9 protein-coding genes and 2 pseudogenes are annotated in these 12628 nt (G+C 70.9%); 8 read left to right on the top strand and 3 right to left on the bottom strand.

Annotation, left to right across the window (positions count from 1 at the left end):
- Positions 1-84: 84 nt before the first annotated feature.
- Together acnA and KV381_RS29410 are read right to left on the bottom strand one after the other, a co-directional pair.
- A complete protein-coding gene (gene acnA, locus KV381_RS29415) occupies positions 85-2799 on the bottom strand; it encodes an aconitate hydratase AcnA (RefSeq protein ID WP_030631755.1) in 2715 nt (904 codons plus the stop codon).
- Positions 2800-2994: 195 nt separating this feature from the next.
- The gene (locus tag KV381_RS29410; protein ID WP_218786723.1) at positions 2995-3558 is read right to left on the bottom strand and encodes a GNAT family N-acetyltransferase; all 564 of its coding nucleotides are present in this window, start codon (positions 3556-3558) and stop codon (positions 2995-2997) included.
- A 199-nt stretch (positions 3559-3757) separates the two neighbouring features.
- Here KV381_RS29410 and KV381_RS29405 point away from each other — a divergent pair, with 199 nt between their 5' ends.
- Positions 3758-4489, top strand: a complete 732-nt coding sequence (locus KV381_RS29405; protein WP_218786722.1) for an alpha/beta fold hydrolase — start codon at positions 3758-3760, stop codon at positions 4487-4489.
- 44 nt (positions 4490-4533) lie between these two features.
- On the opposite strand, the gene KV381_RS29400 is transcribed toward KV381_RS29405, so the two are convergent.
- A complete protein-coding gene (locus KV381_RS29400; RefSeq protein WP_030079778.1) occupies positions 4534-4968 on the bottom strand; it encodes a VOC family protein in 435 nt (144 codons plus the stop codon).
- Positions 4969-5182: 214 nt separating this feature from the next.
- On the opposite strand from KV381_RS29400, the gene KV381_RS29395 reads away from it, so the two are divergent.
- The 7 genes and pseudogenes from KV381_RS29395 (at position 5183) to KV381_RS29365 (ending at position 12433) form a co-directional block, all read left to right on the top strand.
- Entirely contained in the window at positions 5183-5602 is a 420-nt protein-coding gene (locus KV381_RS29395) for a RidA family protein (RefSeq protein WP_030079780.1), read from the top strand.
- 125 nt (positions 5603-5727) lie between these two features.
- Positions 5728-6381 carry a TMEM175 family protein gene (locus KV381_RS29390; RefSeq protein ID WP_218786721.1) on the top strand — a complete coding sequence of 218 codons (654 nt, stop codon included), beginning with the start codon at positions 5728-5730 and terminating at the stop codon, positions 6379-6381.
- A gap of 251 nt (positions 6382-6632) precedes the next feature.
- Complete coding sequence (locus KV381_RS29385) at positions 6633-8162, top strand: UDP-N-acetylglucosamine 1-carboxyvinyltransferase (protein ID WP_030079782.1); 1530 nt, start codon at positions 6633-6635, stop codon at positions 8160-8162.
- Between the two features lie 61 nt (positions 8163-8223).
- Positions 8224-8421: pseudogene (locus KV381_RS36720) on the top strand (IS5/IS1182 family transposase); the annotation flags it as partial.
- 285 nt (positions 8422-8706) lie between these two features.
- Positions 8707-9324, top strand: coding sequence for a DUF1707 domain-containing protein (locus KV381_RS29375; protein WP_218786720.1), 618 nt, complete (start codon positions 8707-8709; stop codon positions 9322-9324).
- Positions 9325-9439: 115 nt separating this feature from the next.
- A complete protein-coding gene (locus KV381_RS29370) occupies positions 9440-10903 on the top strand; it encodes an aminopeptidase P family protein (protein WP_218786719.1) in 1464 nt (487 codons plus the stop codon).
- Between the two features lie 71 nt (positions 10904-10974).
- A pseudogene (locus KV381_RS29365) lies at positions 10975-12433 on the top strand (aminopeptidase P family protein).
- Positions 12434-12628: the final 195 nt, after the last annotated feature.

Raw genomic sequence — 12628 nt, 5'->3', positions numbered from 1 at the left:
GAGGGCCCAGCACGGCGGAAGGGCCGCACCCCGGGAGGTCCCGGGTGCGGCCCTTCTTCAGTCGGCCGCCGGCCGCCGGATCGGCTAGCTGCGGATCAGGCTGCGGAGCACGTACTGCAGGATGCCGCCGTTGCGGTAGTAGTCCGCCTCGCCGGGGGTGTCGATGCGGACGACCGCGTCGAACTCCACACCGGTGTCGGTGGTGACCTTGACCGTACGGGGGGTGGTGCCGTTGTTCAGCTCGGTGACGCCGGTGAAGGAGAAGGCCTCCTCGCCGGTGAGACCGAGGGTCTCGGCGTTCTGTCCCTCGGGGAACTGGAGCGGGAGGACGCCCATGCCGATGAGGTTCGAGCGGTGGATGCGCTCGTAGGACTCGGCGATGACGGCCTTGACGCCGAGGAGCGCGGTGCCCTTGGCGGCCCAGTCGCGGGACGAGCCGGAGCCGTACTCCTTGCCCGCGAGGATCGCGAGGGGGGTGCCGGCGGCCTGGTAGTTCTGCGAGGCGTCGTAGATGAACGACACCGGACCGTCGGCCTGGGTGAAGTCGCGGGTGTAGCCGCCCTCGGTGCCCGGCGCGATCTGGTTGCGCAGGCGGATGTTGGCGAACGTGCCGCGGATCATGACCTCGTGGTTACCGCGGCGCGAGCCGTAGGAGTTGAAGTCACGGCGCTCGATGCCGTGCTCCGTGAGGTACTTGCCCGCCGGGGTGTCGGCCTTGATGGCGCCGGCCGGGGAGATGTGGTCGGTGGTGACCGAGTCGCCGAGCTTGGCGAGCACCCGGGCGCCGGTGATGTCCTCGACCGGGGTCGTCTCCATCGTCATGCCCTCGAAGTACGGGGGCTTGCGCACGTAGGTGGACTCGGAGTCCCACTCGAAGGTGTTGCCGGTCGGGATCGGCAGCGCCTGCCACTGGGCGTCGCCCGCGAAGACGTCCTGGTAGGACTTGTTGAACATGTCCTCGCCGATGGCGTTCGCCACGACGTCGTTGACCTCGGCCTCGGAGGGCCAGATGTCGGTCAGGTAGACCGGCTTGCCGTCCTGGTCGACGCCGAGGGCGTCCTTGGTGATGTCGACCTTCATCGAACCGGCGATGGCGTACGCGACGACCAGCGGCGGGGACGCCAGGTAGTTCATCTTGACGTCGGGGTTGATCCGGCCCTCGAAGTTGCGGTTGCCGGAGAGCACCGAGGTGACCGCGAGGTCGTTCTCGTTGACCGCCTTGGAGACCTCCTCCGGCAGCGGACCGGAGTTGCCGATGCAGGTGGTGCAGCCGTAGCCGACGAGGTTGAAGCCGACCTTGTCGAGGTACGGGGTCAGGCCCGCCTTGTCGAAGTAGTCGGTGACGACCTTCGAGCCCGGGGCGAGGGTGGTCTTGACCCACGGCTTGCGGGTCAGGCCCTTCTCGACGGCCTTCTTCGCCACGAGCGCGGCGGCGACCATGACGTAGGGGTTCGAGGTGTTGGTGCAGGAGGTGATCGCGGCGACGGTGACGGCGCCGTGGTCGATCTCGTACGTGGAGCCGTCGGGGGCCGTGACGGTGGTCGGCTTCGACGGGACGCCGTTGGAGGACGCCGGGGAGTCGGAGGCCGGGAAGGACTCCTTGCCCGCCTCCTCGTCGTCGGCGACGTAGTTGCGGACGTCCTGGGCGAACTGCGCCTTGGCGTTCGCGAGGACGATGCGGTCCTGCGGGCGCTTCGGGCCGGCGATGGAGGGGACGACCGTGGCGAGGTCGAGCTCCAGCTTCTCGGAGAAGTCCGGCTCGGCGGCCGGGTCCAGCCAGAGGCCCTGCTCCTTGGCGTACGCCTCGACGAGGGCGACCTGCTGGGCGTCGCGGCCGGTCAGACGCAGGTAGTTCAGCGTCTCGTCGTCGATCGGGAAGATCGCGGCGGTGGAGCCGAACTCCGGCGACATGTTGCCGATGGTGGCGCGGTTGGCCAGCGAGGTGGCGGCGACGCCCTCACCGTAGAACTCGACGAACTTGCCGACGACACCGTGCTTGCGGAGCATCTCGGTGATGGTCAGCACGAGGTCGGTGGCGGTGGTGCCGGCCGGGAGCTCGCCGGTCAGCTTGAAGCCGACGACGCGCGGGATGAGCATGGAGACCGGCTGGCCGAGCATCGCGGCCTCGGCCTCGATGCCGCCGACGCCCCAGCCCAGCACGCCGAGGCCGTTGACCATGGTGGTGTGCGAGTCGGTGCCGACGAGGGTGTCGGGGTAGGCCTGGCCGTTGCGGACCATGACCGTGCGCGCCAGGTGCTCGATGTTCACCTGGTGGACGATGCCGGTGCCCGGGGGGACGACCTTGAACTCGTCGAAGGCGGTCTGGCCCCAGCGCAGGAACTGGTAGCGCTCCTTGTTGCGGCCGTACTCCAGCTCGACGTTCTGGCCGAAGGCGTCCTTCGTGCCGAACTTGTCGGCGATGACGGAGTGGTCGATGACCAGCTCGGCCGGGGCCAGCGGGTTGATCTTCGCCGGGTCTCCGCCGAGCTCCTTGACGGCCTCACGCATGGTGGCGAGGTCCACGACACAGGGAACGCCGGTGAAGTCCTGCATGATCACGCGGGCCGGCGTGAACTGGATCTCCTGGCTGGGCTGCGCCTGGGAGTCCCAGCCGCCGATGGCCCGGATGTGGTCGGCGGTGATGTTCGCGCCGTCCTCGGTACGGAGCAGGTTCTCCAGCAGGACCTTCAGGCTGTACGGGAGGCGCGCGGAGCCCTCTACCTTGTCCAGCTTGAAGATCTCGTACGACTCGTCGCCCACGCGCAGCGTGCTGCGGGCGTCGAAGCTGTTCGCCGACACGACAGTCTCCTTCTTCAATGTGCGCGTCTACCGCGCCGCGCCTCATTGGCAGCCGGCGCCGCGTTTTGCCACCTACGGCCCCGGCCATCCGCTAAGGTAAGGCTTAGTTAGGTAACCCTTACCGGGCGGCGGCTGTGGTGCGCCTCGGCAGATATCTCGATGTCGAGATAACTCTAGTACATAGCCGCCGCTCGGTCATGCCCAGGTGCCCCTGACCGGCGTTCGGCCGGGTGTCGTGCCCGAGGACCACTCGGCGAACCACTGCTCGGCACCGTAGGCCTCGAACCGCTCCACCTCGATGAACCCCAGCCTTTCCGCGAGGCGCATCGAGCGGGCGTTGGCGGTCTGGGTGGCGAGCACCACCGGCTCACCGGGCACCGCGCCGGCGAACCAGCCGAGCACCGCGGCGCAGGCCTCGGCGGCGTACCCGTACCCCCACGCCTGCGGCAGGAAGAGGTAGCCGAGCTCGGCCCTCCCGGCAGCGCGGGCGAGGTGCCCCGAATCCCTGGTGAGCGTGACCTGGCCGATCATCGCCCCGTCGAGGTCGACCACGAAGAGGCCGGAACGCCGTGCGGGCGCCGCGGGTATCGCGCGCTCCAGCTCGTCACGCGGCCGGGCGCCACCCAGATAGGCGCCCACCTCCGGCGAGGACAGCAGCTCGACGAACGCCGGCCGGTCCCGGGCCTCGGGCTCGCGGAGCAGGAGCCGCTCGGTCGCGATCGGTACGGGCGGCCGGGGGACGGATCCGAGTTCGGGCATGGCGGGCAACCTATCGCAGACCCGCGAGAGCGCCCCGGAGCACTGGGGGACCGGAGCACCGGAGGGACTGGAGAAGCCGGAGAGGCCAGAGGGACCGGAGAGGCCGGAGGGACCGGAGAGGCCGGATCACGCATCCGTTCCGGGCCTGCGACGGAGTCGCCGATAGAGTCCCGGTGAGTACGACATCACCGGGGGCCTGATGACGGCAGCGGACGCACCACCGATCGTCTTCGTGCACGGGACACGCTTCAGCGCGGGACAGTGGAGTACACAACTCGCCGCGCTCCGGGAGGAATTCCCGGTGGCCGCCGTCGACCTGCCGGGCCACGGCGCACGCTCGGCCGAGCCCTGGAGCCTGGGCGCCGCGGCCGAGGTCGTCGCCCGCGCCGTGGACGCGCTCGGCCGCGGGCCGGCCCTGGTCGTCGGGCACTCGCTCGGCGGATATGTCGCGCTGGAGTTCGCCCGGCGGCGTTCGGAGCGGTTGCGCGGACTGGTCCTCGCGGGTGCCAGCGCCTCCACCCGGGGGCCGTGGGCGACGCCGTACCGGTGGGTCGCCGGGCTGGTTCCCCGGATACCGGCGGACCGGCTGACCCGGTGGAACGACCGGCTGCTGCTGCGGCACTACCCGAAGGGCGTGGTGGAGGCGACCATCCGGTCCGGCTACGCCTTCCACACCCTGCCCGCCGCCTGGGGCGAGGTGCTGGGACGCTTCGACGCGGGAGCGATGCGCCATGTGGCGGCTCCGGCGCTGATCCTCAACGGCGAGCAGGACACCGTCTTCCGGTCCGGCGAGGCGGACTTCGCCCGCGCGCACCCGGACGCCCGTGTCGAACTGATCCCCCGGGCCGGGCATCTCGCGAACTTCGACGCCCCGGACGCCTTCACCGACGCCGTCCGCCGCTTCGCCCGGCAGCTTCCGGGCGACGGCTGAGAACGCCGGACCGGATCTCTCCGGCAGCTCTCACCCCGTCCGGTTCAGTCGAGGCAGAACTCGTTGCCCTCGACGTCCTGCATCACGAGGCAGGACTCGTTCTCCTCGTCGGCGACCAGCATTTCCACCCGGGTCGCCCCGAGCGGGATCAGTCGCGCGCCTTCGGCCTCCAGTACGGCGACGCGCTCCTCGCCCACCAGGCCGGTGCCGGCCCGTACGTCGAGATGCACCCGGTTCTTGACGACCTTGCCCTCGGGAACGCGCTGGAAGTACATCCGCGGGCCCACCCCCGTGGGGTCCTGGCAGACGGCTCCCGCGTCCCGCTTCTCGGGCGGCAGGGTGAGTTCGTACGCGTCCCACGTGGCGAACCCCTCCGGCACCGGCGGAAGGACGTACCCCAGCACCTCGCACCAGAAGCGGGCTACGCGCCAGGGCGACGCACAGTCGAAGGTGATCTGGACCTGCTTGATCGACGGCATCGGGCCACCCTAGTGGCACGCCGCTCGCCGGGGCTCGGGGGTTTTTCCCGCCGGTGGATGCCGGACCGGCCGGAAAAGGAGGAGCGGGGTGTGGAGCGCGCTGAAAGGATGACGTGCTCCAGAACCCGCCCCGTACATCTCTTACTCCTCGTACACCCCTCTTACTCCTCTTACTCCTCGTACACCTCGTACACCCCGCCAGGAGACACCCACCGTGACCCGCACCAGCGCCGTTTCGCTGATCCGTTCCCGCACCCTCTCCGACGTGGCCGAGTACGCCTACGCCGCCACGGCGCCCGCAGGGTCGCGGCTGATCTTCCTGGCCGGTTCGTGCCCGCTCGACGAGCACGGCGCCACCGTGGCCGTCGGCGACTACGCCGGCCAGGCGGCGAAGGCCATGGAGAACCTGCGGACCGCGCTCGCCGACGCGGGCGCCACGGCCGAGGACGTCATCAGCACGCGGGTCCTCGTGGCGTCGGCCCGGCAGGAGGATCTCGTGGCCGCCTGGCAGGTGGTCCGGGACTCCTTCGGCGACCACGACGTGCCCAGCACCCTGATGGGCGTCACCGTGCTCGGGTACGCCGACCAGCTCGTCGAGATCGAAGCCGTGGCCGCCGTCCTGGACGCCCCGTAACCCGGCGGTTCGGCGACCGGCGCCCGGCGGTTCGGCGCCAGGCAGTTCGGCGGCCACGCAGTTCGGCTTGCCGCCCGTCGGCGTAATGACGGCAGGAGCCTGCTCGCGCCCGCACCCTGAGGCGGGTGAGTGCTGACCGGGCCGCCGCCGAGCAGGCCGACGAGAAGAGCGCGGACCGTCTGACGACCCTGTCCGACGGGATCTTCGCCATCGCGATGACCCTGCTGGTCCTCGACCTCCACATCGAACCGGGCCTGGACAAGGACGAGTTCACCGATGCGGTGCGGCAGGCGCTGCCGGACCTCGGCGCGTACGCGCTGAGCTTCACGATCCTGGCCGGGTTCTGGCGCGACCACCGGTTGATCGTGCGGCTGGTCCCGCGCTTCGAGGGTGTGTCGCTGCGGTTCGCGCTGATGTGGCTCGGCGCCATCGCCCTCGTACCGTTCCCGACCGCCCTGCTCTCCGAATACGCCGCGCGTCCGCTGACCGTGGCCGTGTACGCCGGCATGGTCGCCGTCACGAACCTGCTGGAGCTGGCGATGTTCCTGACCGGCAGGCGGGCGACGGAGCACGGGACGGATGCCGCCCGGGGCGATGTGGGGCGGGCGGTCATCGCCGACCTGGCCTCGACCGCGGCGCTCTTCGCGGCGACGGTGCCGGTCGCCTACCTCGTCTCCCCCGTCGCGGCCATGTGGTGCTGGCTCGCGCTGGTCCCGGTCAAGCTCGGCCTCGCCCACCGGAAGCGCGCCACCGCCCGCCGGCACGGCCGAGCGGGCTGAGGGCCGGGGGGGCGGAGGCCCCGGGGGGGGGCGGAGGGCCCGAGCCGGAGAGCGGAGCCGGAGGGCCGAGGCGGAGGGCCGAGGCGGAGGGCGTCGCTCCGCAGCCCCGTACGGACGCGCAGACCGCGCCCTTCTCACCCGTGCGGGCAACCATGGGAGAGACCGGGCGTACGCGGAGCCGGTACACACCTGTCACTCGAACGGCACACCCCCACATCATCCTCATCTCATATCTGAGATAGCCTGCCGCCATGTCAGACGACTACCTCGTACGTATCGGCAAGCTCATCCGTGACGCCCGCCAGCACCGGGGCTGGACACAGACCCAGCTGGCCGAGGCGCTCGCCACGAGCCAGAGCGCCGTCAACCGCATCGAGCGCGGCAACCAGAACATCAGCCTTGAGATGATCGCCCGCATCGGTGAAGCCCTCGACAGCGAGATCGTGTCGCTCGGTTACGCCGGGCCCATGCATCTGCGGGTCGTCGGCGGCCGGCGGCTCTCCGGGGCCATCGACGTCAAGACCAGCAAGAACGCCTGCGTCGCGCTGCTGTGCGCCACGCTCCTCAACAAGGGCCGCACGGTGCTGCGCCGGGTGGCCAGGATCGAGGAGGTGTTCCGGCTCCTGGAGGTGCTGAACTCCATCGGGGTGCGCACCCGCTGGGTCAACGACGGCGTGGACCTGGAGATCGTGCCGCCCGCGCAGCTGGACATGGAGGCGATCGACGCCGACGCCGCGCGCCGCACCCGCTCGATCATCATGTTCCTGGGCCCGCTGCTGCACCGGATGGAGCAGTTCACCCTGCCGTACGCGGGCGGCTGCGACCTCGGCACCCGCACGATCGAGCCGCACATGATCGCGCTGCGCCGGTTCGGCCTGGAGATCGCGGCCACGGAGGGCCTGTACCACGCGCAGGTCGACCGTTCCGTCTCGCCGGGCCGCCCCATCGTGCTGACCGAGCGCGGCGACACGGTGACCGAGAACGCCCTGCTGGCCGCCGCCCGGCACGACGGCACGACCGTCATCCGCAACGCCTCGTCCAACTACATGGTCCAGGACCTGTGCTTCTTCCTGGAGGCGCTGGGCGTACGGGTCGACGGCATCGGCACCACGACGCTCACCGTGCACGGGGTCCCGCAGATCGACGTGGACGTGGACTACTCCCCCTCCGAGGACCCGGTCGAGGCGATGAGCCTGCTGGCCGCCGCGGTGGTGACCGAGTCCGAACTCACCATCCGCCGGGTGCCGATCGAGTTCCTGGAGATCGAACTCGCGGTCCTGGAGGAGATGGGCGTCGACTGCGACCGCACCCCGGAGTACGCCGCCGACAACGCGCGCACCCGCCTGGTGGACCTGACGGTACGGCCCTCCAAGCTGGAGGCCCCGATCGACAAGATCCACCCGATGCCGTTCCCCGGCCTCAACATCGACAACGTCCCGTTCTTCGCGGCGATCGCCGCCGCCGCGCACGGCCAGACCCTGATCCACGACTGGGTCTACGACAACCGCGCGATCTACCTCACCGACCTCAACCGCCTCGGCGGCCGCCTCCAACTCCTCGACCCCCACCGGGTCCTGGTCGAGGGCCCGACCCGCTGGCGCGCCGCCGAAATGATGTGCCCGCCCGCCCTGCGGCCCGCCGTGGTGGTGCTGCTGGCGATGATGGCGGCCGAGGGCACCTCCGTACTCCGCAACGTCTATGTGATCAACCGCGGTTACGAGGAACTGGCCGAGCGGCTCAACTCGGTGGGCGCGCAGATCGAGATCTTCCGGGACATCTGATCGGCAGGGTGCTGTGCCCGTTGAACCCAAGGGGCACAGCACCGCAGCATGCCATCTGAGCGGGACTCGGTGGCGACGCCTTCCCGCCTCGCGACAGACCCTGCTCGCCCTGGCCCACCTGAGGTGCGGTGACACCTACGCCCAACCGGCCGCCGGGATCGGGACTGTCTACCGTTACATACGTGGAGCCGCCGAGGCCCTGTCCGCCGTCGCCCCCTCCCTGACCGAGTCGATGAGGACGATCCGGCCGAAGGCGTTCCCTCAAGGGGTGGCGCCTCCTGCGGAAAATCCACTGCAGCACCGACCGAGTCACCGACGTCGTGAAGGCCGTCCTGTTCCTTCACCACGCATCAACGTGAGGCCGGAAAAGGCTCACTGGTGTATCGACTCGGACACGCCGAACCTGCGTAAGGACGTGCACCAGGTCGTGGGCGCCGGTTAGGCGTCCGGGCGGCGCACTCCGCCCTGCCCGGTCCGTTGTCACCTCTGCTTCTGCGCGCAGCGGCCCCGTTGGATCGCGAACGGTCTGTCTATTCTGGCGACCATGACCGCAACGCCTCCGGAGCCCGCTCCGCGCCCTGTCCCCTTCGGGGAACTCCGCGCCTCCCACGACGACCGGGAAGCGGTGGTGGAGCTGCTGCGCGAAGCGGCCGTCGAAGGTCGCATCGGTTTCGACGAGCTCGACTCGCGCCTGGAGCAGGCCCTGCGGTCCAGGACGCATGCCGAACTCGCCGAGCTGACCTCTGACTTGCCGAGGCCGCAGCCGGCCGGGAGCGCGCCGCCTCTGGTGCTCAAGGGCGGCCTGTACGGAGCGTCCCGGGGCCCCGGGCGCTGGGAGGTTCCCGGGCAGGTGATCGCCCACGGCGGCGTGGGCGGTGTGAAGCTGGACTTCACCCGGGTCGAGTGCCGCCTCCCGGAGGTGGCGGTGGAGGCGTACGGGGAGACCTCCGGTGTCACGATCGTCATCCCCGACGGCTGGGCCGCGGACACCGGCGGCATGGATCCCGGCTTCGGCGGCCTGAAGGACGAGACCACGTCCGACCGGCTCCCCGGCACGCCCCTGATCCGGCTCACCGGGGACGGCGGCACGGCCGGTGTGGTCGTCCGACACCCCAACCACCGAGAACGGCGCAAGCTGCTCAGGAACCCGCCGCAGGACTGAGGGCACCCGCACCCGCACCCGCCCAGGGGAAAGCGGTGCGGTGACTCTCCTCTTGTCTTGTGCAATGTCACACCGTACATTGCGAGTTCCGGTCCGCGGTCAAGGAGGAACGAGCATGTCGGATGCGCGTCAGGGGCAGGCCGTGGCCGATGAGCCGGACGAGAACAGGGCGCGGAAGAACGGCCTGTACGGGGAGGTGAGCAGCGAGCTGACCGAGAACATGCGGCAGGGCTGGGCGGACACCGAGCGTCATGACCTTGCACCCGTCGCGCAGGCGGCGTACACCGCACACCGCCGGGCGGCGCTCTCCGCCCGGTTCCCCGGTGAACTCCTGGTGGTCCCCGCCGGAAACCCGAAGGTCCGCGCCAACGACACGAACTATCCGTTCCGGCCGTCCTCCGACTACGTCCACCTGACGGGCGACCAGTCGCAGGACTCCGTGCTGGTCCTGGAGCCCGGACCCGGCGGCGAGCACCGGGCCATCGCCTATCTGCTCCCCCGGTCCGACCGCGAGAACGGCGAGTTCTGGCGCGACTACCACGGCGAGCTCTGGGACGGCCGCCGCAACAGCCTCACCGAGAACGAGCGGCTCCTCGGCCTGCCCTGCCGCGATGTCCGCACCCTCACCGAGCGGCTCGCCACGGCCTCCGGCCCCGTTCGGCTGCTGCGCGGGTACGACGCGGGCGTCGACGCCGCCCTCCACGACAGGGTGACCGCCGAGCGCGACGCCGAGTTCCGCGCCACGCTGTCCGAACTGCGCCTGGTCAAGGACGCGTTCGAGATCGCCGACCTGCGGCACGCCTGCCGGGCGACCGTCCGCGGCTTCGAGGACGTGGTGCGCGCCCTCGGCACGGACACACCGACCCCGGAGCGGGTCGTCGAGGGCACCTTCTGGATGCGGGCGCGGATCGACGGCAACGACGTCGGTTACGCGTCGGTCTGCGCGGCGGGACCGCACGCCACGACCCTGCACTGGGGCCGCAACGACGGCGAGGCCCGTCCGGGCGAGCTGCTGCTGATCGACGCCGGGGTGGAGAGCCGCAACCTCTACACCGCCGACGTCACCCGCACCCTGCCGGTCGACGGCCGCTTCACGCCGGTCCAGCGCCGGGTGTACGACGCGGTGTACGCGGCGCAGTCGGCCGGTGTCGCCGCGGTCCGGCCCGGCGCGAAGTACCGGGACTTCCACCATGCCGCCCAGCGGGTGCTGGCCGAACACCTGGCCTCCTGGGGCCTGTTCGGCGGACGGTCGGTGGACGAGGCGTACGGACTCGGGCTGCACCGCCGCTGGACGCTGGCCGGTACGGGGCACATGCTCGGCCTGGACGTCCACGACTGCGCGAAGGCCCGCACCGAGCTGTACGTGGACGGGACGCTGGCGGCGGGCATGGTGCTCACCGTGGAGCCCGGCCTGTACTTCCAGCCGGACGATCTGACCGTACCCGAGGAGCTGCGCGGCATCGGCGTGCGGATCGAGGACGACTTCCTGGTCACCGAGGACGGCAGCGAGAACCTCTCGGCCGGCCTTCCGCGGGCCGCCGACGAGGTGGAGGCGTGGATGGCCCGGCTGCGGGGCTGACGACGGGGCGAGGGGACGACGGGACGACGAGAACGGGCACACGGGCCGGACACCTGATGCGCGGGTGCCGGATGACGGGAGGGCATGCGGTGGAACAGCGGGACGGCTCGCGCGGGGCCAGGAGTCACGACCGTCAGGTACCGGCCGTGGTCGCCGAGGTCTTTCGGCAGGGGTGGGCGGACACGGGCCTAAGGCTTCCGCCCGTCTCCGGGGCCGCGAGCGCGGCCAAGCGGCGTGCGGCGGTGTCCGAGCGGTTCCCCGGCGAGCGGATCGTCGTCCCGGCGGGCGGGCTCAGGACCCGCAGCAATGACTTCGACTACGCCTTCCGGCCGCATTCCGCGTTCATTCATCTCACCGCCGAGCAGGGGACGTCGGCGGTGCCGGACAGCGTGCTCCTCTTCGAACCCGCCGGCAGCGGGCACGAGGTCACCCTGTTCACCCGGCCGCGGTCACCGCGCGACGCCGGTCCGTCCGGGTCGGAGTTCTACAGCGACCGGCAGCACGGCGAGTTCTGGGTCGGCCGCCGCCGCACCCTCCGGGAGACGGCCGACGCACTCGGCGTCGAAGCGGCCGCCCGGGACGGCCTGGAGCGGGCGCTCGGCGGCGGCGTCCCTACCCGGGTGGCGCGGCACGGACGCGTTCGTCGACGCTCTGGTCCCGCCGTCCGCACCGGCCGACGCCGAACTGTTGTCGTTCCTTTCGGAGTTGCGGCTGGTCAAGGACGCGTGGGAGATCGAGCAGCTGCGGGCCGCCGTGGGGCACACGGTCGCCGGCTTCCGGGACGTCGTCGGTGAAATGCCCCGCGCCACCCGCCTCGCCCGAGGTGAGCGGTGGGTCGAGGGCACCTTCAACCGGCGGGCCCGGCTGGAGGGTTACGGCCTGGGGTTCGAGACGATCGCGGCGGCCGGCGCGCACGCGTGCGTGCTGCACTGGATGCACAACGACGGTCCGGTGCGGGAAGGGGAGCTGCTCCTGCTGGACGCGGGTGTCGAGGCGGACTCGTTCTACACGGGGGACGTCACCCGGACGCTGCCGGTCGGCGGCCGTTTCACCGATGTCCAACGGCGCGTGTACGACCTGGTGTTCGCGGCGCAGTCGGCCGGCATCGCGGCCCTGCGGCCCGGTGCGCCGTACGGCGCGTTCCACGACGCCGCGACGCGCGTCATCGCCGAGGGGCTGGACGCCTGGGGTCTGCGGCCCGGCGGCGGGGCGATCCCGCACGAGCCCGACCTGTACCGGCGCTACACGGTCTGCGGCACGGGCCACATGCTCGGCCTGGACTGCCACGACTGCGCGGCCGCCCGCAGCGGGACGTACCCGGGCGGTGTGCTGGAGGAGGGCCATGTGCTCACCGTCGAGCCCGGGTTGTACTTCCAGCCCGACGATCTGACGCTTCCCGAGGAGCTGCGCGGCATCGGTGTGCGGATCGAGGACGACTTCGTCATCACGGCCGAGGGCGCGCTGTGCCTGTCGTCGGAACTGCCGCGCGGCGCGGACGGGATCGAGGCGTGGATGGACGCTTCGCGGTGACGCCATCGAGGCTCCGGGCGGTGTCCGGACACGCCGCGTTGACTCAATAACTCTCTTTTTTGGCACACTTGTGATCGAGGTCAGGCCACCTTTGTGCGGCCGGTGCGCAGATTTTTCAGAGATTCCCCCATCCGGAGGAGCGCACTACGGCATAGGATCATGCCGCGCGCCCCTGGGGCCTCTGCTGCCCCACCA

The sequence above is a fragment of the Streptomyces sp. WY228 genome, assembly GCF_019287315.1.
Lineage (GTDB): Bacteria > Actinomycetota > Actinomycetes > Streptomycetales > Streptomycetaceae > Streptomyces > Streptomyces caviscabies.
This window is presented reverse-complemented; position numbering and strand designations above follow the sequence as displayed.

Excerpts from the sequence above, each read along its gene's own strand:
- KV381_RS29410 (WP_218786723.1), bottom strand. The coding sequence starts at position 3,558 with ATGCCCGAACTCGGATCCGTCCCCCGGCCGCCCGTACCGATCGCGACC.
- KV381_RS29405 (WP_218786722.1), top strand. The coding sequence starts at position 3,758 with ATGACGGCAGCGGACGCACCACCGATCGTCTTCGTGCACGGGACACGC.
- KV381_RS29400 (WP_030079778.1), bottom strand. The coding sequence starts at position 4,968 with ATGCCGTCGATCAAGCAGGTCCAGATCACCTTCGACTGTGCGTCGCCC.
- KV381_RS29385 (WP_030079782.1), top strand. The coding sequence starts at position 6,633 with ATGTCAGACGACTACCTCGTACGTATCGGCAAGCTCATCCGTGACGCC.
- KV381_RS29375 (WP_218786720.1), top strand. The coding sequence starts at position 8,707 with ATGACCGCAACGCCTCCGGAGCCCGCTCCGCGCCCTGTCCCCTTCGGG.
- KV381_RS29370 (WP_218786719.1), top strand. The coding sequence starts at position 9,440 with ATGTCGGATGCGCGTCAGGGGCAGGCCGTGGCCGATGAGCCGGACGAG.